This is a genomic window from Corynebacterium lipophiloflavum DSM 44291 (genome assembly GCF_000159635.1).
GTDB classification, from domain to species: domain Bacteria; phylum Actinomycetota; class Actinomycetes; order Mycobacteriales; family Mycobacteriaceae; genus Corynebacterium; species Corynebacterium lipophiloflavum.
Genome location: NZ_GG667194.1, coordinates 68947 through 94261, shown reverse-complemented (window position 1 = coordinate 94261; position 25315 = coordinate 68947). Strand labels below are relative to the sequence as shown.

The 25315-nt window shown below is 65.1% G+C and carries 23 protein-coding genes; 13 read left to right on the top strand and 10 right to left on the bottom strand.

All coding sequences use genetic code 11. From position 1 onward, the window contains the following. The first annotated feature begins 202 nt into the window (after positions 1–202). Positions 203–619 (top strand): VOC family protein, encoded by a 417-nt coding sequence (locus tag HMPREF0298_RS08440; RefSeq protein ID WP_211205434.1) that lies wholly within the window; start codon positions 203–205, stop codon positions 617–619. Here HMPREF0298_RS08440 and HMPREF0298_RS08435 read toward each other — a convergent pair. Together HMPREF0298_RS08435 and HMPREF0298_RS08430 are read right to left on the bottom strand one after the other, a co-directional pair. After that, positions 616–1953 carry a DHA2 family efflux MFS transporter permease subunit gene (locus tag HMPREF0298_RS08435; protein WP_006840736.1) on the bottom strand — a complete coding sequence of 446 codons (1338 nt, stop codon included), beginning with the start codon at positions 1951–1953 and terminating at the stop codon, positions 616–618. The genes HMPREF0298_RS08440 and HMPREF0298_RS08435 overlap by 4 nt on opposite strands. A 73-nt stretch (positions 1954–2026) precedes the next feature. Next, entirely contained in the window at positions 2027–4033 is a 2007-nt protein-coding gene (locus HMPREF0298_RS08430) for a bifunctional metallophosphatase/5'-nucleotidase (protein WP_006840735.1), read from the bottom strand. A 137-nt stretch (positions 4034–4170) separates the two neighbouring features. Between HMPREF0298_RS08430 and HMPREF0298_RS08425 the strand changes: the two genes are divergently transcribed. Continuing rightward, positions 4171–4677 carry a pyridoxamine 5'-phosphate oxidase family protein gene (locus HMPREF0298_RS08425; protein ID WP_040422958.1) on the top strand — a complete coding sequence of 169 codons (507 nt, stop codon included), beginning with the start codon at positions 4171–4173 and terminating at the stop codon, positions 4675–4677. 36 nt (positions 4678–4713) lie between these two features. Here HMPREF0298_RS08425 and HMPREF0298_RS08420 read toward each other — a convergent pair whose 3' ends face one another. The 6 genes from HMPREF0298_RS08420 to HMPREF0298_RS08400 form a co-directional block, all read right to left on the bottom strand. Continuing rightward, positions 4714–5736, bottom strand: a complete 1023-nt coding sequence (locus HMPREF0298_RS08420; RefSeq protein ID WP_245527477.1) for a DUF4185 domain-containing protein — start codon at positions 5734–5736, stop codon at positions 4714–4716. After that, entirely contained in the window at positions 5694–5969 is a 276-nt protein-coding gene (locus tag HMPREF0298_RS12730; RefSeq protein WP_006840732.1) for a hypothetical protein, read from the bottom strand. The genes HMPREF0298_RS08420 and HMPREF0298_RS12730 overlap by 43 nt, the downstream gene beginning before the upstream one ends. 146 nt (positions 5970–6115) lie before the next feature. After that, positions 6116–7066, bottom strand: a complete 951-nt coding sequence (locus HMPREF0298_RS08415) for an arginine repressor (RefSeq protein WP_006840731.1) — start codon at positions 7064–7066, stop codon at positions 6116–6118. Between the two features lie 4 nt (positions 7067–7070). Next, the gene (locus tag HMPREF0298_RS08410; protein WP_006840730.1) at positions 7071–7487 is read right to left on the bottom strand and encodes a cupin domain-containing protein; all 417 of its coding nucleotides are present in this window, start codon (positions 7485–7487) and stop codon (positions 7071–7073) included. A 70-nt stretch (positions 7488–7557) separates the two neighbouring features. After that, the gene (locus HMPREF0298_RS08405; protein WP_006840729.1) at positions 7558–9906 is read right to left on the bottom strand and encodes an ATP-binding cassette domain-containing protein; all 2349 of its coding nucleotides are present in this window, start codon (positions 9904–9906) and stop codon (positions 7558–7560) included. Continuing rightward, on the bottom strand, positions 9903–10832 hold the full coding sequence (locus HMPREF0298_RS08400; protein WP_006840728.1) for a DUF808 domain-containing protein: 930 nt from the start codon (positions 10830–10832) through the stop codon (positions 9903–9905). Before HMPREF0298_RS08400 ends, HMPREF0298_RS08405 begins: the two co-directional genes overlap by 4 nt. Positions 10833–10920: 88 nt before the next feature. On the opposite strand from HMPREF0298_RS08400, the gene HMPREF0298_RS08395 reads away from it, so the two are divergent. The 9 genes from HMPREF0298_RS08395 (at position 10921) to HMPREF0298_RS08355 (ending at position 20234) form a co-directional block, all read left to right on the top strand. Further along, positions 10921–11253 (top strand): DUF2218 domain-containing protein, encoded by a 333-nt coding sequence (locus HMPREF0298_RS08395; RefSeq protein WP_006840727.1) that lies wholly within the window; start codon positions 10921–10923, stop codon positions 11251–11253. A gap of 232 nt (positions 11254–11485) precedes the next feature. Beyond that, a complete protein-coding gene (locus HMPREF0298_RS08390) occupies positions 11486–13060 on the top strand; it encodes a peptide ABC transporter substrate-binding protein (RefSeq protein ID WP_006840726.1) in 1575 nt (524 codons plus the stop codon). Between the two features lie 121 nt (positions 13061–13181). Further along, positions 13182–14108, top strand: coding sequence for an ABC transporter permease (locus HMPREF0298_RS08385; protein WP_006840725.1), 927 nt, complete (start codon positions 13182–13184; stop codon positions 14106–14108). Continuing rightward, the gene (locus HMPREF0298_RS08380; RefSeq protein WP_006840724.1) at positions 14101–15066 is read left to right on the top strand and encodes an ABC transporter permease; all 966 of its coding nucleotides are present in this window, start codon (positions 14101–14103) and stop codon (positions 15064–15066) included. The genes HMPREF0298_RS08385 and HMPREF0298_RS08380 overlap by 8 nt, the downstream gene beginning before the upstream one ends. Beyond that, a complete protein-coding gene (locus HMPREF0298_RS08375; protein ID WP_006840723.1) occupies positions 15063–16769 on the top strand; it encodes a dipeptide ABC transporter ATP-binding protein in 1707 nt (568 codons plus the stop codon). Before HMPREF0298_RS08380 ends, HMPREF0298_RS08375 begins: the two co-directional genes overlap by 4 nt. Positions 16770–17061: 292 nt before the next feature. Continuing rightward, a complete protein-coding gene (locus tag HMPREF0298_RS08370; RefSeq protein ID WP_006840722.1) occupies positions 17062–17676 on the top strand; it encodes an ECF transporter S component in 615 nt (204 codons plus the stop codon). A gap of 4 nt (positions 17677–17680) precedes the next feature. Further along, positions 17681–19006, top strand: a complete 1326-nt coding sequence (locus HMPREF0298_RS08365) for an ABC transporter ATP-binding protein (RefSeq protein ID WP_006840721.1) — start codon at positions 17681–17683, stop codon at positions 19004–19006. Then, positions 19003–19767 (top strand): energy-coupling factor transporter transmembrane component T family protein, encoded by a 765-nt coding sequence (locus HMPREF0298_RS08360; RefSeq protein WP_006840720.1) that lies wholly within the window; start codon positions 19003–19005, stop codon positions 19765–19767. Before HMPREF0298_RS08365 ends, HMPREF0298_RS08360 begins: the two co-directional genes overlap by 4 nt. Further along, positions 19764–20234 (top strand): nucleoside/nucleotide kinase family protein, encoded by a 471-nt coding sequence (locus HMPREF0298_RS08355; RefSeq protein ID WP_211205433.1) that lies wholly within the window; start codon positions 19764–19766, stop codon positions 20232–20234. Before HMPREF0298_RS08360 ends, HMPREF0298_RS08355 begins: the two co-directional genes overlap by 4 nt. On the opposite strand, the gene HMPREF0298_RS08350 is transcribed toward HMPREF0298_RS08355, so the two are convergent. Together HMPREF0298_RS08350 and HMPREF0298_RS08345 are read right to left on the bottom strand one after the other, a co-directional pair. Further along, positions 20231–20767 (bottom strand): ribonuclease FAU-1 family protein, encoded by a 537-nt coding sequence (locus HMPREF0298_RS08350; RefSeq protein WP_006840718.1) that lies wholly within the window; start codon positions 20765–20767, stop codon positions 20231–20233. The two genes, HMPREF0298_RS08355 and HMPREF0298_RS08350, sit on opposite strands and share 4 nt — an antisense overlap. A 3-nt stretch (positions 20768–20770) precedes the next feature. Next, positions 20771–21475 (bottom strand): Rv1157c family protein, encoded by a 705-nt coding sequence (locus HMPREF0298_RS08345; protein ID WP_006840717.1) that lies wholly within the window; start codon positions 21473–21475, stop codon positions 20771–20773. Positions 21476–21636: 161 nt separating this feature from the next. Between HMPREF0298_RS08345 and typA the strand changes: the two genes are divergently transcribed. Both typA and HMPREF0298_RS08335 read left to right on the top strand, forming a co-directional pair. Then, positions 21637–23553, top strand: coding sequence for a translational GTPase TypA (gene typA, locus HMPREF0298_RS08340; RefSeq protein WP_006840716.1), 1917 nt, complete (start codon positions 21637–21639; stop codon positions 23551–23553). 42 nt (positions 23554–23595) lie between these two features. Further along, positions 23596–25230, top strand: a complete 1635-nt coding sequence (locus HMPREF0298_RS08335) for an ABC transporter family substrate-binding protein (protein WP_040422956.1) — start codon at positions 23596–23598, stop codon at positions 25228–25230. Positions 25231–25315 lie beyond the last annotated feature (85 nt).

Sequence of the window (25315 nt, the reverse complement as noted above, 5' to 3'; positions counted from 1 at the left end):
CATCAACGGGCGCAGTGATCCTCATTGTGGGACATCCGCCTTTCTGAGCTGGTTGGCGTGGGGGCCGGGATGGTGACCAGGCTAGTGCGCCCTGAAGCTTGCTTGTTGGATCGGCGCAGGGGATCAGGGAAAGGCGGTTCGCTTTCTGGGAAATTGTTGTCAGCGCGCGCACGGGTGGCCCCATTATGCAAAGATCATGTTCATGACCGCGACCTACCCTTACATTTCCTTCCACGGCAACGCCGCGGAGATGTTCGCCTACTATCACTCCATCTTCGGCGGTGAGCTCGAGGTTCTCACCTACGGCGAGCAGCTCGACAACGGCGCCGAATTTCCCTTTCCGGCCCCGCGCGAAGCTGTCGCACACGGCAAGCTCACCGGAACGTTCAACCTCACCGGAGGCGATGACCTCTCCGACAACTCCGGAAAGCTCAACCGCGGGGACTGCTCCTTCGTCTACGAAGCAGACAGCGTCGAGGATGGCACCCGCATCATTGAGGCGCTGACGGGCAACGGCGGCCGCGTGACCATGCCCTTCGAGCGCGCCCCGTGGGGCGACTACTACGGGCAGTGCGAGGACGCCTACGGCATGGTCTGGCACATCTCCGCTACCGCTTAGGGGCGCGGTTCCGGGCCCGACCACGACTCGGTGCGGGCGAACGCAGTGCCGATGACCGCGCCGAGGAGAATGACGGCCGCGGGCAGCAGCAAAGAGGTGCCCATCGCTGCGGATAGGGAATCGTGGCGAGCGACCTGGGCGCCCATGAGCGCGGCGACGGCGGCAGACCCGATCACGGCCCCCACCTGGCGCATTGTGTTGTAGACCGAGGAACCGGCACCAGCGAGCTGCGGGTCAAGGTTGCGCGTTGCAATCATCGACAGCGGCCCCCACATCATCGCGTTGCCCAGGCCCGTCACTACCGAGATGGCGAGCATCCAACGCGGGTCGGTCTCTGTGGTGGTGAGCAGCGCCATGAGCACCACAGAAATTCCGATCAGGGCCATCCCGGATATGGCGAACGGCTTCGGCGGCAGCGTGTTGGTGAGCTTGCCGACGTACGGCGATAGCGCGCCGGAGATCACCCCTGCGGGCAGCACCAGGAGCGCGGCCTGGGTTGGGCTGTATCCGACACCCTGCTGGACGTGGATCATCCACGGGATGGCGTAGGTGGCCACGGTAGCGCCGACGGCAAAGATCGCGAGGATCGAAATCGCGTAGTTGCGGTCGTTGAAGAGCACCGGCGGGACGAGGGGGTCGCTTTTCGTGCGCTTTTGCCAGGCGGCGAAGCCTACAAGGAGGGCGAGCCCGACCGCGATGAGGAGCCACGACCAGGAGATGCGCTGGATTTCCTGAATGCCGAAGATGAGGCAGAACATGCCCACGGCGCTAATGATTACCCCGGTCCAGTCGAGGCTGCGGGCCGTGTTCTCGAGCACCGGGACAAAGCGCCACGCTAGGGCGAGTCCGACCACGCCCACGGGGACGTTGACGAAGAAGATCCACGGCCAACCGGCGGCGTCGACAAGCAAGCCGCCCACGAGCGGGCCGGTGATCGTGGCAACGCCGGCGGTCGCGCCCCACACGCCCATCGCGCCGCCGCGCTCGCGGGGGGAGAACGTGCGGATCATCACACTCATCGTCTGGGGGGTGGCGATAGCCCCACCGAGTCCCTGGAAAGCGCGCGCGACGATGAGCGCTTCAATGCTGCCCGCTAGGGCGCAGGCGAAGGATGAGATCGTGAATAGGGCGAGGCCCCCGATGTAGAGCCTGCGGGGGCCGAAACGATCACCGAGGCGGCCTGTGATCAACAGCGGTACCGCATACGCGAGAAGGTAGGCGCTGTTGACCCAGATGACCTGGTTGTAACCGGCGCCGAACGCGTCGGTGATCGCTGGGATCGCGACCGAGACGATGGTGGAGTCGACCAGGATCATGAAGAACCCGATCATCATGGTCCACAGCGCCGGCCAGGGAGAAGTCTTGTTGGGCACGGCGCTTACTCTACGCCCGGTGGATTACTGGGCCCTAGATCTGCAGCCCAGGCACTGCGTTGCGCAGCAGATCGAGGATCTGCGGCAGGAAGCCACCGACAACCGCCGCGATTCCGGCGATAATGGCGACAAACACGGCCAGCGCGCCGAAGGAGGAACCACCGTTTTGGGTCTCCGCAGCGGCCCCTTCAACGGTAACGGGCACAGTGACGTCAGTGCCGGCGTCGGTGGTGATGCGCAGGCTGTAATTGCCGGCAAATTCCTTCGGGATGCCGAAGGTCAGGCTCGCCTTACCGGCCTCGTTATAGTTGGCGGGGCCGAAGTCGTAGTCGATATCGGAGGTGTACTTCAGGTCCCCGAGCTCGATGGTGACCGTCTTGGCTGTCTCGCCCAAGGTGTAGACCAAAGAGGTCAGGTCGATCGTTGCGGCTTCGCCGGCGACAAGCGGAGCGTCGATGTGGACGCCGACGTTCGACTGACCGGTACGCGGGGCGGGTGCGTCGCCGTCACCGAGGTAGGAGTCCAAGTACTCAGTGAACGCCTGGATGTCCAAGTAGCCGAGCTGCGCCAACGGGGTTCCCTGGGCGAGTGCGGTGAAACCGTCACCGCCGGTGAGCAAGAAGGTGGAGCCTGCGACGACGTAATCCTTGTCGGGGTCGAGCGGCTGGCCATCGATAAGCACGCTCGTGATGCGCTCGCCCTGAGCACGGGTCGGGTCGTAGGTGTAGGAGACGTTGTCGGACACACCCAGGGAAAGCATGGGGCGGGATCCTTCAGCGGCCTCTTTCCACTGCTGCTCCAGGGCGGCCTTGAAATCTGCGCCCTTGAGGGTGGTGTAGGTGATCTCGTTGCCGAAGGGCTGGACAGCGAAGGCATCGGCGTAGGTCACCTCGCCGGCCTCGAGGTCGGCGCGCACGCCGCCTGCGTTCATCACAGCGATGTCGGGATTGACTTCGCTGTTGTTGGCGACTCCCCACTTGGCCACGTTGGCGAGCAGGTTGTTGAGCTGGGATTCGACGCCGCGGTTGGAACCGGAATCGGCTCCGGCGTTCGCACCGCGGTACAGGGGGCTATTCAGGGTGCCGATGACCTCGGCTCCTGCGGCATCGGCCGCGGCCTTCGCGGCGTCGATCACGGCCTGGATCTCTGCGTTCGGGGTGTCGCAGGCCACGATGTCCGCCGGACGCAGCAGCTCGGCCTTTTCCACCGTGAGGGTGTCGGTAGAGGGATCGTAGGTGAAGTTCACGTTAGCCAGGCCCTGGGAGTACTGCGCGGCCTGAATGATGAGGGGGGAATCGCCGGTCGGATCGACGTACTGGTGGGTGTGGCCCATGAACACAGCGTCGACGTTGTCCGACCACGCGCTGGGATCGATGTTGCCCTCGTGCGGCAGGGCGATGACGACATCGGCCTCGCCTGAGTCAGTCAGCGCCTTTGCGCGCATGTTGATGGCGCTGACCGGGTTCTCCCAGGTGATGCCTGCGATGCCGGCCGGGCTGACCAGGTTGGGCATGTCGTCGGTAACGGAGCCGATGAAGGCGACCTTGACGCCGTCGAGGTCCATGATCTCGTAGTCCTTCACGCCCGTCGACCGGTCGAGGCCGTCGGCGCCGGCGGCGAGGTAGGTCCAGTTAGCCTCAGGGACGACGCGCGTTGTAAAATCCTTCGCGCCCTTGTCGAACTCGTGGTTGCCCACTGCCGAGACGTCGAGACCCATGAGGTTCATGATGTCGATCGTCGGCTGGTCGTCCAAAATCATTGAGGCAAACGGGGAAGCACCGATGAGGTCGCCCGAGGACGTGAACGCGTGCGCGCGGCCCGCAGCAGCCTCGTCGACGGCGCACTTGAGCGCCACGGCGCCAGGGATCGACTTGTTCGGGTCCTTCGCGTCGAGCTTTTGCTCCCAGCGGCCGTGGAAGTCGGTGATATTGGAGACGGTGAACTCGCTGACGGTCTGTGCCGAGGCGAGCGGCAGGCCGGCCAGCGCGAGGGCGCTGACCGACACTGCGGCGAGGGAAGTGGTTACGGAGCGAAACCGCATGGGGACAGGTCCTTTCACAAAGCACATGCAGGAAGTTATGCGATGATCACCATAGGGTTCCAAGGTGGACCGCAGGTGCAGGCTTGTTGAACAATTGGTTAAGCTTCCCGCATCCGCATGCGGGTATCTTGGCAACCATGAGCTACCTTGATTCCGATTACCTCCGGGGCCTGTCGTCACTGACCGGAAGCGCGCCCGCTTTCGACACCGCCAACCTGCCCGACGACCCCTTCGAGCTTTTTGCCCAATGGTTCGAAGCAGCAGTCGTCGCGGGCTGTGACGACGTGCGCGCCGCGACGGTGGCGACGGTTGACGAAAACGGCGTGCCCGACGCGCGCGTGATGAACCTCATGGAGCTCAGCGACAACGGTTTCTGCTTCGGCACCGGCGCGGACTCCACGAAAGTGGAGCAACTTAGCGACAGCCCCGTCGCGGCGCTGAACTTCTGGTGGCAGCCGATGAACCGCGCGGTGCGCGTCCGCGGAGCCGCGCGTCTCGACGGCGCATCCGACGAGCACGTCAACATCCTGCGCGTCGAACCGGTGCGCTTGGAATTCTTCCAGGCAGTCGACGCTCGCAACGCCACCCGCGTCGAGTACAGCTACGAGGCCAGCGGGTGGGTCGCCACGGTGCTCGACCACTAAGTGCGGGTTGGCGTTGGTGGGGGCGTCGATAAGCGGCTAGTTCGTGGCTTGCTCGAGCAGAGCATCCTCGAGGACCTGCTCCTCGACGGCCGCGGCCGGCTGCTCCTCGACGCTCACGACCTCAGGGGCCTGAATCGCGGGCTTATCGACGCCAAAATACGTGTCCAGGCCCTTGACGTTGAACTGGGTGGAGTTGTAGCGGCTGTTGTTGAACGTGTTCCACTGCGAGATCACGATGTCCATGTTTGCCAGGGTTGAGCCCGGCACGATGTAGGCGCCATAGGGCTGGGAGAAGTTGAGCGGTGTTTGCTCGTTGGTCCAGCTGCCGTGGCGCGCGACCACCGCCACGGGCACCGAGTTCCAATTCTGGGCAAGCGTGTCGGAGACGCGGACCTCGATCTGCAGCGTCTGCTCGTTGAACATTGCCAGCACCCAGTGGCCGTCGATGAAGCGCAGGTTCATCTCACCGGCCTGGACCCCGCTCAAGATCGGCGCGCCGCTTGTCGACCACGAGCCCGTTGCGGGGTTGAATACCTCCCACGCCGAGCGGTCGGCGATGTTGTCGAGCATGAAACGCGACAGGTAGACGGGGTGGTCGCGCTTGAATGACGACGACACCACGTAGATGTAGCCGTCCTGGCCGCGCTCCCAGGAAATCAAGTCACCCATGCCGCTGAGGTAGGTCGTCGGCGTTGTGCCGAGGCTCGCCCACGTGCGCCCGTTGTCCGTTGACTTCCAAATTTCCGTGTGCAGCACGTTGCCGATGCCGCGGTTCCACATGCCCTGCATGTACAGCGTTCCGTCGATGTTAATCATGTCGGAGGGAATGAGCGTGAGGCCGTCGACGTGCGGGTAGTCCAGCAACTGCTCGACTTTATCGCCGGCGTTGAGCGGGCGGATGATCTCGATGATCCCGTTGACTAGCTGCGCGACCACACCCACCGGGCTCATCCACTCGCCGCGCAGGCCGGTCTCGCGGAAGGAATCGCCGAAGATGAGCGCGAAGGTGCCGTTGTCTAGCGGGGCCATGATGCCGAGGTCGCCGGAGCGGAATCCCACCAGGTCAGAGATGCCGGGCCAAGAATGTCACCCATGATCTGCACGATGAACTCTCCGGGCATGACCACAGGGGTGCCCGGCTCGGTGTGGTTGAGATCAGGCGCGGTCGGGCGCGTGCCACTTGAGCTCAGCGAACTTTGTGCAGTCGCCGGGAATGACGCGAGATTGAAAAGCGTCGTTGCGCTGAGAGCAGCGGTGGTGACGAGGGCTAGGGTGCGGGAGGTGATGCGCATGGGACTTCGGGGACTCGCTTCGGTAATTCGGTTCGGGAACGCTGGGGACTATACCGGTCTGGGGGGTGCGCTGGGGAGCTTGTTGGTGGTGCGGGTTTTCTTGAGGTCTAGCACCTATACCTCAGCGCGCCCGAACAAAACCCGAACTACCGACGGTGCCGCCCACCCTTGGAAGCGTCTTGCTGCTCGCGGCGGATGCGCATCTTCTCCACCTCCGTGAGGTAGGCGGCCGACGACGCCCGAAAGCTCGTCGTAGGCGTGAAGTCAATCGAAGCCGGACCCGCCACGGGGCGAGATCGACGAGCCGGCGCAGCGATATCTTCCGGGTCGATCGCAGCGTCACGTTCCACAACCACCGACCACGTTCCGTCGGGGAACGTGACCAAGTTCCAGTCGCGCTCGGGTTCCGGCGCCGGCACAGTTAACGCTGGTACGGGGGCCGGCTCCGTGGCCGGTTCGGAAACGTCGAGGCCAACCATCGCGTCGATGATGTGGGCGCGGGCGTAGGAGGTGGGGGCGTCGATAAGCGACGCTAATGCGGCGTTGTCGGCATCAGAGACGGTGCCCAGTACGCGCCCGTCGAGGGTGATCACGACGGCGTCGCCGACAATCGACAGACCAACCAGCCATTGGCCGGGGGAGCGCGCAGCCAGCTCGGCGGCGCTGAACTCGCCAGTCGCTGTGTTGACGACGACCATGTCACCGGGATCGAGCACGACGGCACCCGCGGGGGAGTTGTTTCGCGGAACGGACACCTCTGGCGGGGGCAGGTACACCTGCACATCGCACCGGCCTCGCTCAGAGTCAAAGCGGGCTCCTGCGATGGTTCTCGGCACGAAGCCAGACGCGTGGATGCGTTCGATGGCGGGGAAGCGGCTGCGCACAGCCGCAGCGATAGCACCGATCACGTGCTCGCCCGCGCGCACTCGCCAGCCGCGGGTCATCGGGTCCGGCTCAAGCTGAACCTCGAGGTAGGTCGTGCCGACCGTTCTCGCAATGTCGCTAAACAGCAACGCCTGGACGAGATGGTCGACGTCAATTTCGTCTGCGGCCCCCCACGCCGACGGCGCGAGGGGGTAGACAGTCGGGCCGCTCACGTAATTAGTGCTCAGCCGCGTCCGCGTCCGCCTTGGTGGCATGGAAGGTGCCCGGCTTGTGCTCCGGAGCCGCGTAAATAGAGTACAGCTTCGCGGGCTCGTCGCCCTCGTTGACGAAGTTGTGCCACTTGCCGGCCGGCACGAAGATGGCGAAGTCGTCGTGGACAACTTCATCGAGCTCAAGCTCGGCCTCGCTGGTGCCGATCATGGCGCGCAGGGAGCCAGCTTCGAGACGGAGAAACTGATCGTGGTCGTCGTGGATCTCGGCGCCGATCTCGCCACCCGCAGGAATGGTCATAACGGTGAGCTGCAGGTGCTCGCCGGTCCAGAGGGTGTCACGGAAGGCGTCGTTGTCCACCGTGGCCTTCTCAATGTCTACTGCGTAGGGCTTCGGGCCGTGATCTCCAGTGCCGTGAGACATACTAATCTCTCCTTACATACCGAGTACGTTTACACCTTCGACGATACCCCTTATTCGGCCTCGGATTTGGCTAGCTTGAGAACCTTCGCAGGTACACCCCGGTAAGCGAGTCGGGGTTCGCGGCGACAGCGCTCGGGGTGCCGTGGGCGACGATGCGGCCGCCAGCGGAGCCCGCGCCCGGGCCGAGGTCAATGATGTAGTCGGCGCGCGCAATCACGGCGGGGTTGTGCTCGATGACGATGACGGTCGCGCCGGCGTCGACAAGCCGGTCGAAGAGGTCAACCAGCGCGGCCGAGTCGGCGACGTGCAGCCCTGTGGTCGGCTCGTCGAGAACGAACATCGTCGCCTTGTCCGACAGATGGCTCGCGAGTTTCAGGCGCTGGCGCTCGCCGCCGGACAGGGTGGTCAGCGGCTGGCCGAGCGTGAGGTAGCCCAGGCCCACGTCGACGAGGTGGCCGGCGATGCGCGCGGCTGCCGGGACCTTGTTCTCGGTGAAGAACTCCGCGGCACGCACGGCGGGCATGTCCAGCACCTCGGCGATGTTGAGCCCGCCGAAGGTGTGCACGAGCACGGCGTCGTCGAAGCGCTTGCCCTCGCACACGTCGCACGTGATGTCGACGCCCTGCATCATGCCCAGGTCGACGTAGACGACGCCGGCCCCCTTGCAGTTGGAGCAGGCGCCTTCGGAATTCGGCGAAAATAGGGCGGGTTTCACCCCGTTGTGCTTGGCAAACGCCTTGCGGATCGGGTCCAGCGCGCCGGTGTAGGTCGCGGGATTCGATCGGCGCGAGCCGCTAATCGAAGCCTGGTCCACCCACACGGCGGAATCATCAAGCGGGATCGCGCGCACGAGCGAAGACTTCCCGGAGCCCGCCACGCCGGTGATCACGGTCAGCGCCCCGCGCGGGATGTTGGTGTCCACACCCACCAGGTTGTTCTCGCTCGCGCCGCGGATCTCGAGTGTGCCGTCGCCCGCCCGGCACTCCGCGTCCGGCTTGAGCCGGTAGCGCTTGTGCAGGTGGCGACCGGTGATGGTGTCAGAGCGCTTGAGCGTATCGACGCCCCCCTCAAACACCACCTCTCCACCCGCGGCACCCGCCCCGGGGCCCAGCTCGACGACGTGGTCGGCGATCTCGATAGTTTGCGGCTTGTGATCAACCACGAGCACTGTGTTGCCCTTGTCGCGCAGCTGCAGAAGCAAGGTGTTCATCCGCTCGATGTCGTCGGGGTGCAGCCCGGCGGTGGGCTCGTCGAAGACGTAGGTCACATCCGTTAGCGCGGAGCCGAGGTGGCGGATCATTTTTATGCGCTGCGCCTCGCCGCCGGACAGCGTCGGCGTCGGGCGGTCGAGGGTGATGTAGCCGAGCCCGATGGTGACGAAGTGGGCCAGCGTTTCGCGTATCGCGAAGGTAAGCGGAGCCGCGGAGGCGTCGTCAAGCTGAGCGAACCATGCGGCGAGGTCGGCGACTTCCATCGCGCACAGCTCGGCGATGTTCTTGCCGCGGATGCGCGACTCAAGTGCGTGGTCGGCAAGACGCGTGCCACCGCAGGCGGGGCACGGCGCGGTGGTGACGGCGCGCTCGACGAACTCGCGCATCGCCTTTTGCATTCCCTCCATTTCCTTGGTCAGCAGGGACTTGCTCAGCTTCGGTATCAACCCCTCGTAGGTGGTGTTGATGCCCAGGAAGTCCACCTTGCGCGGCTCGGCGTACAACAAAGTGTGCAGCTGCTCGTCGGTGAACTCGCCGACGGGCCGGTCGGTGGGGAAGAAGCCGGAGTCCGAGTAGTGACGCAGCTGCCACGACCCGGGCTTGTACCCGGGCACCGTCACCGCGCCCTCATCGAGCGATTTCTGCTTGTCGACGACCTCGTCAACGTCCAGGACCGAAGCACGCCCCGTGCCTTCGCAGTCGGGGCACATTCCGCCGGTGCGCTTGTAATCTTTGAGGACCTTTTTGTTGCCGCGGGCGTCGGTAAGCACGCCCCCGGCGCTGACGGAGGGGACGTTGAAGGAGTAGGCGCCGGGGCCGCCCGCGTTGGGTTGCGCGATGCGGGAGAACAGCACGCGCAGCATGGCGGTCGCGTCGGTCGCGGTTCCGACGGTGGAGCGCGCGTTCGTACCGAGCTGGTTTTGATCTACGATGATCGCCGTGGTCAGACCCTCGAGGCGGTCGACGTCGGGGCGCGCCATCGACGGCATGAAGCCTTGGATAAATGTGGAGTAGGTCTCGTTGATCAGCCGGCGCGATTCGGCGGCGATGGTGTCGAAGACCAGCGAGGACTTGCCGGAGCCGGATACGCCCGCGAACACGGTCAGGCGCCGTTTCGGAATGTCGAGGGAGACGTTTTTGAGGTTATTCTCGTACGCCCCGACGACGCGGATGAACTCGTAGTAGTCCGCCGCGCGCGTGTCACTCATCGGCTCGGCTTGGCAGGCAGCATCTTCTTCACCAGCGTGACGACGCCGACGACGAGAAGACCCGTGATCAGTCCGACGATGAGGGAGACGCCTGTGTCAACGAACCAGCCTGCGACGCCGCCACCGACGGCTTCCTGGCCGGAGACGATGATGTCGTGCAGCCAGTGCAGGCCGAACACCTCGTCGAGACCGCGGATAATGAGGTGGCCGCCGACCCACAGCATGGCGATCGTGCCGATTATGCCGATCGCGCTGAGCACGTACGGCATGGCCTTAACCAGCGCGCGGCCGAAGCCCACAGCATTGCCGCGGCGGATCATGCCGAGGCCGATGTCGTCGATCTTGACCAGCAGGGCCACCGCGCCGTAGACCGCGAGGGTAATAAAGATGCCCACTGAGGCGAGGACCGCCGCCTCCATCCAGATCGGCTCGTCCTTGACCTCGTCGAGGGCGATAATCATGATCTCGGCCGAGAGGATCAGGTCCGTGCGGATTGCACCCGAGACCAGGGCGTCTTCGTCCTTTTCGTCCTTCTCGGTGCCCTGGGCGTTCTCGTGGGTGTCGTGTGAGGAGAAGAACTTGTGCAGGATCTTCTCCGCGCCCTCGAAGCAGAGGTAGGCGCCGCCGATCATGAGGATCGGCACCAGCGCCCACGGGGCGATGGCGTTGAGCAGCAGTGCGATCGGGAGGATAAAGAGCAGCTTGTTGCGGAAGGAGCCCTTTGCAATGCGCCAGATCATCGGCAGCTCGCGCGCCGGGGTGACGTCGCGCACGTACTGCGGGGTCACTGCGGCGTCGTCGATCACCACTCCGGCGGCCTTGGCGGAGGTCTTGGCGGTCATTGCGGCGACATCGTCGGCGGATGAGGCGGCGGTGCGGGCGATCAGTGCGACGTCGTCAAGCAGCGCGAGTAGGCCACCGGCCATGGTGTGCCCCTTTCAGGTAAGGGTGAGAGCGTTAGACATGGAAATCTTAGTGCACCGCATAGCGCCGTGCGGTGGGTAAGGTGTGGTCATGTCTGATCTAGTGACAACCACGGCGCGTGTCGCCACGGAAAGGCCCGCACGCTACGCGAAACAACTGGCCAGCCACCTCGGCCGGAAAATCGAGACTGCCTTCGACCCGGATACCGGCCGCGGCCAGCTCATTTTCCCACCGCGCGACGGTGTCCCGGTGGGCACCTGCGACATGTTGTGCGGGGACAACGTGCTGGTGCTCGCCATGGAGGCGCCGTCTGAGAATATCGACCAGGCTGAGGAGATTGTCGGCAAGCACCTCGAGCGCTTTGAAGAAACTGATGGGCTTGTAGTGACGTGGGTGCGCACGGGGGAGGGGAAGCGGGGGTGAACGGGGGGTAAACTTCGTGGAGCGCGCCGCCTGTAACCAGCGAAAATGCAGAAACTTCGCAGAGAAAATCTAACTTTGTATTGAAAATCCAATTTTTGTGATGAAATATTCGCAATTCGCTTGCGGGTGATCTGGAGTACTTGGTGCACCTGGAGAACTCGGTGGAGCGAAGCGTTGTGCAGTCGGTCGAAGATAAAGGAGATTCGCTTTGCGATTTAAGAAAGTAACCTCCGTGGCAGCAGCCAGTGCACTTGCGCTGGGCCTCGCTGCCTGCGGTTCAGAATCGGGCTCCGGCTCAAACAACGCTCAGGGTGGCGGCGGTGACAACTACGTCCTCGCTAACGGCAGCGAGCCACAGAACCCGCTGATTCCGGGCAACACCAACGAGACCGGCGGCGGCCGCATCGTGGAAAACATCTTCTCCGGACTCGTGTACTACGACGGGGAGGGCAACGCGCATAACGAGCTCGCCGAATCCATCGATCTCGAGGGGGACAAGACCTACCGCGTAACGCTCAAGGACGACATCAAGTGGTCCGACGGCTCCCCGGTCACCGCCGAAGATTTTGTTAAGGCGTGGAACTACACCGTCGAGAACGCCCTTCTGAGCGCTTACTTCTTCGAGCCAATCCTGGGCTACGAAGAGGGCAAGGCCGAGATGGAGGGCCTCGAGGTCGTCGACGACAAGACGTTCACCATCGAGCTGAACCAGCCGGAAGCCGACTTCGTCTCCCGACTGGGCTACTCCGCCTACTACCCGATGCATCCGAGCGCGTACGATGATATCGACGCCTACGGTGAAAACCCGATTTCCAACGGCCCCTACAAGCTGGCCGAGTGGAACCACAACCAAGACGCCACGATCGTCCCGAACGAGGAGTACACCGGTGATCGCGCCGCGCAGAACGACGGTGTGAACTTTGTGTTTTACGCTCAGCAGGACGCGGCCTACGCCGACCTGCTCGCCGGCAACCTGGATGTGCTCGACGCCGTTCCGGACTCCGCCTTCTCCACCTTCCAGGACGAGCTCGGTGAGCGTGCTGTGAACCAGCCTGCCGCCGTGTTCCAATCCTTCACCATTCCAGAGGATCTCGAGCACTTCTCGGGTGAAGAGGGCGAGCTGCGTCGCGCCGCGCTGTCCCGCGCGATCAACCGTGAGGAGATCACCGACACTATTTTCCAGGGAACGCGCACCCCGGCGACCGACTTCACCTCCCCGGTGATCCCGGGCCACTCCGACAGCCTGGATGGCTCCGAGGTGCTCACCTACGACCCAGAGGAAGCGAAGCGCCTGTGGGCCGAGGCCGATGCCATCTCGCCGTTTGCCGGTCAGTTCACCATCTCTTACAACGCTGACGGCGGCCACCAGGCCTGGGTCGATGCCGTGGCCAACTCGATCCGCAACACGCTCGGCATCGACGCGGTGGGCAACGCCTACCCGGACTTCAAGTCCCTGCGTGACGACGTGACCAACCGCACGATCTCAGGCGCGTTCCGTACCGGTTGGCAGGCGGACTACCCGTCGCTGGGTAACTTCCTCGGCCCGCTGTACGGCACCGGCGCTGGCTCCAACGACGGTGACTACTCCAACCCGGAGTTTGACAAGCTGCTCGATGAGGCCGCGAACTCGGCGGACATCGAGGCCGCAACCCCGATCTACAACCAGGCGCAGGAGATTCTCCTTGCAGATCTCCCGGCGGTTCCGCTGTGGTACTCCAACGTCACCGGTGGTTCTTCCGAGAACGTCGACAACGTGACCTTCTCGTGGAAGTCCCAGCCGGTCTACCACGAGATCACCAAGCAGTAACACCCCAGTGTTTGCCCACCACCCCGTTTGCGCTCAGCTTACGGGGTGGTGGCATTTCGCTTCTCTATAGTATTCATTCACCCGCAAATTTAAACCAGAAGAATAGGAGGGTCCGCGAGAGATGCTGCGATACATTGGGCGACGCCTTCTCCAGATGATCCCGGTTTTCTTCGGCGCGACGCTGCTGCTGTACGCGCTGGTGTTTTTGATGCCCGGCGATCCAGTTCAGGCCCTCGGCGGCGACCGCGGCCTGACCGAGGCGGCGCGCGCACGCATTGAGGCCGAGTATAACCTCGACCAACCGTTCATTGTGCAGTACCTGCTCTACATCAAGGGCATTTTCACCGGCGACTTCGGCACGACCTTCTCGGGCCAGCCTGTGTCCTCGGTGATGGCCAACGCCTTTCCCGTCACCATCAAGCTCGCCCTGATGGCGCTCGTGTTCGAGGCTGTTTTCGGCATCCTCTTCGGCGTGATCGCGGGTGTGCGCCGCGGCGGAATTTTCGACTCGACGATCCTGCTCGTGTCGCTGTTCGTCATCGCTGTCCCGTCCTTCGTGATCGGCTTCGTCCTGCAGTACGTCGTGGGCGTGCAGTGGCAGCTGCTGCCGGTAACGGTGGGCCGCAACGAATCGTTTACCGCGCTGTTGATGCCGGCGGTGGTGCTTGGTGCCTTGTCGTTTGCCTACGTGATCAGGCTGACGCGCCAGTCAGTCAGCGAAAACCTGCGCGCGGATTATGTGCGCACCGCCCGGGCCAAAGGCTTGAGCAACGGCCAGGTGATGAACCGCCACGTGTTGCGCAACTCTCTCATTCCGGTGGTCACCTTCCTGGGTGCCGACCTCGGCGCGCTGATGGGTGGCGCGATTGTCACGGAGGGCATCTTCGGGATCAACGGCGTGGGTGGAACCATCTACCAGGCGATTATCAAGGGTGAGCCCGCGACCGTGGTGTCGTTTACCACGGTGCTGGTGATCGTCTACATCATTGCCAACCTCATTGTCGATCTCCTCTACGCCGTTTTAGACCCAAGGATCCGCTATGCATAAGCCAAAGCTTGCCGACGCCCGCCTGCGCCGCGGGCAGGAATACTTCATCGCGGACACCGATGAGACCGGGCTCGGTGCCGTCGATGCGGTGCGCGACGACTCCGCCCCGTCGAGCCAGTGGGGTGAAGCCTGGCGCTACCTGCGCCGCCGCCCGCTGTTTTGGGTATCCGCCCTCTTGATTCTTGTGGCGCTGGCCATGGCACTTGTCCCGAGCCTGTTCACCAGCGTCGACCCGCGCGAGTGCATGCTGTCGCGCTCGCTGGGCGGGCCCGAGTCGGGCCACCCGTTCGGTTTCGACCGCCAGGGTTGCGACATCTACTCCCGCACCATCTACGGAGCCCGCGCGTCGGTGACGGTGGGCGTGCTCACCACCCTGATTGTCACGCTCGTCGGTTCGCTGGTGGGCGCGATCGCCGGTTTCTACGGCGGCATCTGGGACACGATCCTTTCGCGCATCACCGACATCTTCTTCGCGGTTCCGCTCGTGCTCGCCGCGATCGTCGTGATGTCGATGTTCCAGAACCGTCGCTCCATCTGGATGGTTGTCTTTGCGCTCGCCATGTTCGGCTGGACGCAGATTGCCCGCATCACCCGCGGGGCGGTGATGGGCATCAAGAACGACGAGTTCGTCACCGCCGCGCGTGCCCTGGGAGCCTCGGACGCGAGGATCATCTCGTCGCACATCATGCCGAACGCGGCCGCGCCGATCATCGTTTATGCCACGGTGGCGCTGGGCACGTTCATCGTCGCGGAAGCCACGCTGTCGTTTCTGGGCATTGGCTTGCCCACGACCGTGGTGTCGTGGGGCGGTGACATTTCGGCGGCGCAGGCGTCGCTACGCACCCAGCCCATGGTGCTGTTCTACCCGGCTATTGCTCTGGCGCTGACAGTGCTGAGCTTCATCATGATGGGTGACGCCGTGCGCGACGCCCTTGACCCGAAGGCGAGGACCCGATGAGTTCCACGGTGACACCGACAGAGCAACCGCTGCTGGACATCAGTGATCTCAAGATCGCCTTCGAGTCCTCGACCGGCACCGTCGAGGCCGTCCGCGATTTCGATCTGACGGTCTACCCGGGTCAGTCCGTGGCGATTGTCGGCGAGTCGGGCTCCGGCAAGTCGACTGCGGCGATGTCGATCCTGGGCCTTTTGCCGGGAACCGGCGAGGTCAAGGCTGGCTCCATCACGTTCGACGGCAAGGAGCTCACCGGCCTCGACGAAAAGGGCTGGCAGGAGGTGCGCGGCCGCGAGATCGGTCTGGTGCCGCAGGACCCGATGAGCAACCTCAACCCGGTATGGCGCATCGGCACGCAGGTTGAGGAGTCCCTGCGCGCCAACAACGTCGTCGAGGGATCGAAGCGCCACGAGCGCGTCGCCGAGCTGCTGGGGGAAGCTGGCCTGCCGGATGCGGAGCGCCGTGCGAAGCAGTACCCGCACGAGTTCTCCGGCGGCATGCGCCAGCGCGCCCTGATCGCGATCGGTCTCGCGGCGCGTCCGAAGCTGCTCATCGCCGACGAACCGACTTCCGCTCTCGACGTGACCGTGCAGAAGAAGATTCTCGACCACCTCGAGGGTCTCACCCAGGAGCTGGGCACGGCACTGTTGTTCATCACGCACGATCTGGGCCTTGCGGCGGAGCGCGCCGATTTCCTCGTGGTGATGCACCGCGGCCGCATCGTGGAAAAGGGCCCGAGCCTGCAGATTCTGCGCAACCCGCAGCACGCCTACACGCAACGGCTGGTCAGGGCGGCGCCGTCCTTGGCGTCGGCACGCATCCAGTCCGCAAAGGCCAAGGGCCTGCGCACCTCGGAGGCGCTGACCAGCGGGAAGAGCAGCAACGAGGTCGTCGTCGCGGTGAAGAACCTGGTCAAGGAGTTTGACGTTCGTGGCGCGCGCGGGGACAAGAAGCTGCTGCGCGCCGTCGATGATGTCTCCTTTAATCTGCGCCGCGGTTCCACGCTGGCGCTGGTGGGCGAGTCTGGTTCGGGTAAATCCACTGTTGCCAACATGGTGCTCTCCCTGCTCGAGCCGACGAGCGGCTCGGTGGAGTTCGAGGGCCGCGACGTGTCGTCGCTGAAGGGCAAGGAGCTTTTCGCGATGCGACGCAAGATGCAGGTGGTGTTTCAAAACCCGTACGGTTCGCTCGACCCGATGTACTCCATTTACCGGTGCATTGAGGAGCCGCTCAAGCTGCACAAGGTGGGCAACCGCAAGCAGCGCGAGGAGCGCGTCGCCGAGCTGCTCGACATGGTTCATATGCCGCGCTCCGCGATGCGTCGCTACCCCAACGAGTTGTCGGGCGGTCAGCGCCAGCGCATCGCGATTGCGCGTGCGCTCGCGCTCGGGCCCGAGGTCATCGTGCTCGACGAGGCGGTCTCCGCGCTCGACGTGCTCGTCCAAAACCAGATCCTGCAACTGCTGACCGGCCTGCAGGACGAGCTGGGGTTGAGCTACCTGTTCATCACCCACGACCTGGCGGTGGTGCGCCAAACCGCCGACGATGTTGTGGTCATGCGCCAGGGTGCCGTGGTCGAGCAGGGCACCGCAGACGCGATCTTCGACCACCCGGTCGGCGACTACACCAAGAACCTCATCGATTCCGTGCCGGGTCTCGGTATCGAGCTGGGCACGGGGGAGAACCTGGGCATCGAGGTGAAGTAGGGCGCGGAAGACCTCAGCGCGTTCTTGACCTGGTTATGGCAGGTTTGGCACGCTGAGATCTTCGAAAACGGCCGGGGCTCCAAGCGCCGTGGGGGTCCCAGGGCGGCGCCCACACCCCCGCCGACCCAGTCTCCTGCCTCCGCGCGAGATCTAGTACAGTAACCCCCACAACCACATACACACGGGTGCTCCCTTCGTCACTGCGAGGGGGCTGAGACGCGGCGGCGCGATGACCGCTGCGAACCGTCGAACCTGATCCGGGTAATGCCGGCGGAAGGAAGAAGAGTTTTCCATGGTCAGTACTTCACGTGCATCCTCGCGCCTTCAGTGGCGCGTCATCGATATTGTTACCGCGGCCGTGCTCGGCGTGGCGTGCGGTCTCATTTTCTGGGTGTGGAACACCGTCGGCTACGCGGGTTTCACCGCGATGGACGCGCTCACCCCGGGCCTCGGCGGGTTGTTCAACGGCGTCTGGTTCCTCGGTGGCATCATTGGCGGGCTGGTGATTCGCAAGCCGGGGGCGGCGATTTTTGTGGAGGTGCTCGCCGCGTGCGTGTCGGCGGTGCTGGGCAGCCAGTGGGGCATTGAAACCATCTACTCAGGTCTCGCCCAGGGCATCGGTGCCGAGCTCGTCTTCGCCGCATTCGCTTACCGACGCTTTTCTCTGCCCACATCCGTCTTCGCAGGCGTTGGCGCCGGCATTGGTGCGTTCCTGCTGGAGCTGTTTACCGCCGCCAACCTCGCGATGAGCCTGTCGTTCAACCTGATCTACCTCCTGTGCACCGCCATTTCCGGTGCCCTGCTTGCCGGGGTGCTCGGGTGGATGCTGGTGCGCGCCCTCGCGCAGACCGGGGCGCTGGATCGCTTCGGCCCTGGCCGGGAACGTTTCGCGAAGCCGGCGTCGTAAAGCAATGGCCGCGATTCTCGCGCGCGGGCTGGGATACAAGCACGCGACACGCGCCGAGCCCGCGTTTGCGGGCGTGGACCTGACGGTCGAGCGAGGCGAGCGGATCCTGATCTCCGGCAATTCGGGCTCGGGCAAGTCAACGCTGCTGGCCGTGATCGCCGGTCTCGCTTCCGATGGCGATGACGGCCAGTCCATGGGGTCGGTCACGGTCGACGGGACCGTGGGCATGGTGATGCAGGATCCGGACTCGCAGACGATTTTGTCTCGCGTCGGTGACGACGTCGCCTTCGGCGCCGAAAACATCGCGGTGCCCGCCGCGCAAATCTGGCCCCGCGTGCGCTGGGCGCTTGATGCGGTGGGCCTCGACGTGGAGCTCGATCACAGCACGGCGCGGCTTTCGGGAGGGCAGAAGCAACGCCTCGCGCTGGCGGGGGTGCTGGCAATGGGCGCGGATATCATCATCCTCGATGAGCCGACCGCGAACCTGGACCCGAAGGGCCGCGACGAGATTATTCGCGCTGTCGATAAGGTCTGCGCGCAAACAGGCGCAACGCTGGTGGTCGTGGAGCATCGCCCGGCGCCGTGGAGTGCCGTGGTGGAGACCTACTACCGTCTTGATGAAGCGGGGCTGCACCGCATCGACGCGTCCGAGCTCGCCCCCACCCCGCAGCTACCGCCAGCGAAAACGATCCCTCAGCGATGTGCCACGGCGGTGCGCGCCAGCGGGCTGCGCACCCGGTTTGGCCCGCGGCACGACCTAGCGATTGCGCAGGGCTACTCCACGGTGATTACGGGTGAAAATGGCACAGGCAAGACCACGCTGGCGCTGGCCCTGGCGGGTTTGACGGCACCGCGTGCGGGGACAGTGGCCTACAGCGAGGACATCGCGCGGGGGCTGACAAAACCCTCCCACACGTGGTCGTCGACGCACTTGTCGCAGCGGATCGGCTACGTCTTCCAGGAACCTGAGCATCAGTTCATCACACCCACGGTGCGCCGTGAAATGGCGCTGACCGGCGCGCCGGCGCAGCGCGTCGATACGCTGCTTGCGCGCTTGCGCCTCGAGCACCTCGTCGACGCCAACCCGTTTACCCTATCGGGCGGCGAGAAGCGCCGGCTTTCGGTGGCGACGGCGCTGGTCAACGCACCGCGGCTGGTGTTTTTGGACGAGCCGACCTTCGGCCAGGACGACACGACATTCGCCGAGCTCGTCGCGCTTATCCGGGAACTGACCGAGGAGGGCATCACCGTAGTGTCGATCACCCACGATGAGGCGTTCATGGCTTCGCTGGGAGACGACGTGATCGCGCTCGAGGCGGTCGCGCAATGAACGTGCTCAAAACCATCAACCCGGTGACCCGCATCCTCGCACTGGCCCTTCTCACCACGCCGCTGATGCTCACCCTCGACGTCGTCTCCGCCGCGGTGACGGTCGCGCTCACGGTTGCCGCTGCGCCGTTTTGCGGGGTTCCCTGGCCCAGGCTGCTCCGCCGCGCCTGGCCGCTGCTTCTCATCGCGCCGATCGCCGGGATCCCCATGGCGCTGTACGGCCGCAGCGGGGGAGAGGTGTATTTCACCTGGGGGTTGATCAACGTCACGGAGCTGTCGCTGAGCTTGGCGCTCGCGGCGGGCGTGAGGGTGCTGGCGGTGGCGCTGCCCGTGGTCGTGCTGTCCGCCGAGGTAGACCCAACCGACCTCGGTGACGGCCTGGCGCAGGTGCTCAGACTCCCGGAGCGCTTCGTCATCGGCGCAGTCGCCGCGCTGCGCATGCTCACGCTGCTGCGCGAGGACCTCGACGCGATGCGGATGTCGCGCCGGGCGCGCGGCGTCGCCGACACCGGCCGCATCCGCCACCTGTTCTCGCTGGCCTTCGGCGTGCTCGTCATGTCACTGCGCCGCGCAGGCAAGCTCGCCACGGCGATGGAGGCTCGCGGCTTTGGCTCCGGTCCGCGCACGCACGCGCGCGTATCGACGCTTAACGCACGCGACGGCGTCGTCATGGTGGCCTGCCTCGGTGCAGCGCTGCTCAGCCTCGCCATCGCCTGGTACACGGGGCACCTTCGCCCCGTGTGGGCGGTGTCGATTTCGTGACACGCTACACGCTGCTTATCGACGGCCCTTCTGGCGCGGGGAAGACCACCCTCGCCGTACTGATCGGCGAGCGCCTCGGCATCAAGGTCGTCCACCTCGACGACTTTTACCCCGGCTGGGGCGGCCTGGCTGAGGGGGCGCGCATGGTCGCCGACGACGTGCTGCACCCAACCAGGCCGGGCTACAGGCGCTGGGACTGGTGGCGCCAGACGCGCGGCGAGTGGGTGCCGCTCGACCCGGGCGAGGACCTCATCGTCGAGGGTGTCGGTGCGGTGACGGGGGCGTCGATAAGCGCCGCGCGCAGGCTGGGGGATGTGGACACGCTGCGTGTCGTAGCCGACGGCGAGATAAGGAAGGCCCGCGCGCTGGCACGCGACGAGGATTTCGCCCGGTACTGGGACATGTGGGCTGCCCAGGAGGCAGTGCTGGAGCAACCTCCGGTCGACGTCACTGTGTGGGTGGACTAGAGCGCCGGTGCGAGCTCAACATCCTCGGCCCACGTCAGGTCAATGCCAAGGGTGCGCAGCCACTGCATGGCGTCGTCGTCGTGGCGCGTGATGCCTTCCACGGCGTTGAGGGTGATCTCGATGGCCTTCTCGGCTTCTTCGGCCGTGATCAGGCCCGCCGAGGTGGCGGTGGCGAGCTCGTCGATATCGAGCACGGCAATCGGGTTTCCGGTCAGGGAGACCAGGTCCACGTACAGGTCGCGGGTCCGCCACACCGCGCCGTCGACGGCGATGTGGGCGACGTCGAAGTAGAAGTCCTGATCGCGCTCCGCGCCCTCGCGAAAGTGGAAGATGTTGGCGCGCAGCCCAAGGTCGGGCAGAAGCCAGCTTTCCAGGTAGCCGAATTCGGGGTGGTTGGCACCCCGCGCCATGTAGAGGCCGAAGTCGGTGACCGTGAACGTGTCCACCTCGCGCAAAAACCCCTTCGGGTCCGTGTTCGTCTTGGACGCGGTGTCGAAGGTTTCTTGCTTTACCGGGTGGAGGTCAGCGCTCAAGATCTACCTCACATGGAAACTAGTTGCGGTCGGGGCGAAAGCGCAGACGTTGGTGGACGTGCGGACACTTCCTCCGACAACTGCGAGAACCCGGCCTGAACCTGTATCGGCGGTCCCGGACAGGGTGGCCGGTCCTAACGGGTTTATCCGATTGTTATCCAAGGGTGTTACGCCGGTGCGTAGGCTATCGAGGTTGATCCAGTAGGCGTTGAGCAGCCCTTGGTCCGCGGCGGCGGGAGGGGTGCCCAGGGCTGTGAACACAAACGTCGCCTGGCCCGCGGTAGCACCGGGGGCCGGGATCTGCGCGGGGCCGGGCACCGCGATCGCGGAGGCGGTGGAGTGCAGCCCCGGGCCGATGCAATCGAGCGAGACGGTCGGCCAGATGAACTGGGCAAACGCCGGCGCGTCAGAGGGCAGCGGCGGTCCGCCGATCTCGCCGGTGCCCGCGAAGAAGGACACGGCCGCGTGCAGGGCGTCCGCGGCCTCGGCGGGGACAAACGGCTGGCTGGCGAACTCGTTGACCTTCGCCACCGCGAGCGGGGTGGGGCGGCCGAGGTCGTCGATGTAGCGCGAGGCGTCGGGCAGCGCGGACATCTCGGACGCCTGGGCGGCGGGCGCGGCGAACGTGGCGGTCAGGGCCAGCAGCGCGGCGGCTGCGGCGGACGCGTGGCGGTGGCGGCGTCGAGAAGCGAAAGCGGGGGCAGGCACAGCGCGAGTCCTTTTGTGAGGGAAATTAATAAAAGAGAAATTTACTCTAGTCACATTAACCACATCATGGCCGTAGTCAAGTGGTAAGAATGCATTGTATAGGCGATGCGAGTATGGTTTGAGGGGTTATTTACCCCTATTTTTAAAGGAGCACCGGCTCAGTGTCGCATCCTGAATTCCGCAACGTCGCTATCGTCGCGCACGTTGACCACGGCAAGACCACGCTAGTCAACGCGATGTTGGAGCAGTCCGGCGTCTTCGCCGACCACGGTGAACACGGAGATCGGGTGATGGATTCCGGTGAGCTCGAGTCCGAGCGCGGAATCACGATTCTGGCCAAGAACACCTCCATTCGCCGGACGGGTGCGGGTAAGGACGGCCGCGACCTGGTCATCAACGTCATTGACACCCCGGGCCACGCCGACTTCGGCGGCGAGGTCGAGCGCGGCCTGTCCATGGTCGATGGTGTGGTGCTGCTCATCGACGCCTCCGAGGGGCCGCTTCCCCAGACCCGCTTCGTCCTGGGCAAGGCCCTGGAAGCGAAAAAGCCCGTTATCATCTGCGTAAACAAGACGGACCGCCCCGATGCGCGTATCGACGAGGTCGTCGATGAGGCCCAGGACCTCCTGCTCGAGCTCGGCGCCGGGCTGGAAGATCCCGACGCCGCCGACGCCGCCGAAAGCCTGCTTGAGCTGCCCGTGCTCTACACCTCGGGTCGCGCCGGCCGCGCCTCGCTGAACAACCCGGGCAACGGCGAGCTGCCCGACAACGAGGACCTGCAGCCGCTTTTCGACGTCATCTACGACACCTTGCCCGAGCCTTCTGCGGACATCGACGCCCCGTTCCAGGCGCAGGTGACCAACCTGGACTCTTCGTCGTTCCTCGGCCGTATCGCGCTGATCCGCGTCTACCGCGGCACGGTGAAGAAGGGCCAAACCGTGGCCTGGGTGCACTACGACGCCGACGGCAACCAGCACGTGAAAAACGTGAAGATCGCCGAGCTGCTCATCACCCAAGGTCTTGAGCGCATCCCCGCCACCGGCGAGGTTGTCGCGGGCGACATCGCCGCCGTGTCCGGCATCGACGAGATCATGATCGGCGACACCCTGACCGACCCCGACAACGTCGAGCCGCTGCCGCGCATCAAGGTCGACGACCCGGCGATCTCCATGACCATCGGTGTCAACACGTCGCCGTTGGCTGGCCGCGGCGGCGGCGACAAGCTCACCGCCCGCGTGGTCAAGGCGCGCCTGGATCAGGAGCTGATCGGTAACGTCTCGATCCGCGTGCTGCCCACCGAGCGCCCCGACGCGTGGGAGGTGCAGGGCCGCGGCGAGATGGCGCTGACCGTGCTCATCGAGACCATGCGTCGCGAGGGCTTCGAGCTGACCGTGGGCAAGCCGCAGGTGGTGACGAAGGAGATCGACGGCAAGGTCCACGAGCCCTTCGACCACGTGATCATCGACACTCCCACCGAGTACCAGGGCGCGGTGACCCAGCTTATGGCGAACCGCAAGGGCCAGATGACGGGCATGTCCAACACCGGTTCCGGCGACTGGGTCCGCATGGAGTTCGATATCCCGTCCCGCGGCCTGATCGGCTTCCGCACCACCTTCCTGACCGAAACCCGCGGTGCGGGAATCGCCAACTCCTACTCCATCGAGCACCGCCCGTGGGCCGGCGAGATCAAGGGCCGCCCGACCGGCTCGCTGGTCGCCGACCGCTCTGGCCAGGTCACCGCGTACGCGCTGATGCAGTTGGCCGACCGCGGCGACTTCTTCGTCGAGCCGGGTGCAGAGGCTTACGAGGGCATGGTCGTCGGCGCCAACTCGCGCGACGAGGATATGGACATCAACATCACCAAGGAAAAGAAGCTGACCAACATGCGCTCCGCCACCGCGGACGCGACGGTCACCTTGGCCAAGGCGCGTACCCTGTCGCTGGATGAGGCGATTGAGTTCTGTGACGATGACGAGTGCGTCGAGGTTGCCCCGAACGCGATGCGCGTGCGCAAGATCATCCTCAACGCCACCGAGCGTGGGCGCGCGCGCTCGCGCGCGAAGCAGATGAACAAGTAGGTCGCCTCGCTGAAGGGATTGGCGCGCGTGCAGTCTGTTCCGATGCCTCGTTTCACGGCCGTGGCCGGCGCGGCGCTGCTCACCCTGGCGCTACAGGCCTGCGCCGCGGACCCGGGTCCTCCGCCTTTGGTGCAGCAGGAAGAGCTGGACAGGCTCGACCCGACGACTACGTCGGCGGCCGAGGCAGCGCGCCCGGAGCGCAGCGAAATCCGGGTGGGAGCGCAACCTTTGCGCGGCGGGCTCAACCCGCACCTGCTTTCCGACGACACCTCAGTCGTGCAGTCCATCGCGGACCTGACGTTGCCCAGCGCCTACCTCAACGGCGAGCCCAATCGCGACGTGGTGCTCGGCGCGGCGGTGCGCCCGACCTCGCCGGCGGCGATGACGGTGCGCTACGTCATCAACCCGGAGGCGCAGTGGTCCGACGGCACGCCGCTGACCGGCGCCGATTTCACGTACTTGTGGCGAGGCATGTCCACCACCGCCGGTGCGATCGACCCGGCCGGCTACCTCGCGGTTTCCAACGTCCGCGTGTCCGGGCCCGCCGGCAAGACCGTTGACGTGGACTTTTCTACGCGCGTGGAGGACTGGCAGTCGCTGTTCAACTACCTTTTGCCCTCGCACCTGCTTGCCGCCGACGCGTCCGACTTCGCCACCGCGGCACACGACGGGTTGCCCGCGTCCGGCGGGCGGTTCATGCTGCAGTCGGTTGATCGGGGCCGCGGGACAATCACGCTCAACCGCAACGACAGGTTCTGGGGTGACAACCCCGCGCGCGTCGACGTGCTCACCATCAACGCCGTGCGCGACACGACCCAGATCGCCGACCAGCTGCGCTCCGGCCAGCTCGGCTTCGTGGACACAATCCCGCAGGAGACCACCCGCGAGGTTTTCGGGCTCATCCCCGGCACCGAAACCCGGCTTGTCGACGGCCCACGCACCCTCGGCCTGACCCTGTCCACCACCTCGCCGCTTCTGTCCAGCGAGGACGCGCGCAAAGAGCTGCGCTCGCTTGTCGACGTCCCCCTGCTGGCGCGCCTGGCCGCTGGGCGCTCGTCCGAACTTGCCGTCGCGGATCACCGCCCGCCGAGCGATCAAGCGCCGAGCGTGCTGCCGGCGCGGGTAACCGAGGACCGCCCGCTGCGTATCGCCGCCGATGCAGCCGACCCGGAAGCATCCGCCGCCGCCCGCTCCCTAGCGGACCTTCTGGTTCAACGCGGGGTTGCGGCCAGGGTCGTTTCCACCGACACCTTGAGCGTTGTCACAACCGGCCTGCCCTCGGGTTCCGTCGACGTGTTCGTCCACTGGGAACTGGCCCCCGCGAACCTCAACGACGCCGCCAGCCGCATCGCCTGCCCGCCGCAGGACTACCGCTCCGGCAACCTCGCAGGGCTGTGCAGCCCGGAAACGGATGACCTAGCCGGCGACATCCTCACGGGCGCCTACCCGCTGGGGGATGCGCGCAACCTCGTCGATGATGTCCTCAACAGCCAGGCCGTGTGGGTGCCTCTTTTGCACGAGCGGCGGGTCCTCGCGATTCGCAGCGGCATCGTGGGCCCGGACTCCGAGATGGTGATGCGGCAGTCGGGATTGTCCGGCGCGGGAAGCTGGCGCCTCAGCCCGAGTAGCTCGACCCTGATGACAGCCCCTGCGCCAGAGCCTGAGCAGCAACAGTAAGAGACTGCGGTAGCAACAGCCGCCTTTTCGCCGAACGCGGTGTTGATACAGTGTCGGCGCCCGCTCAAGGCATCCGGCCTGCGAC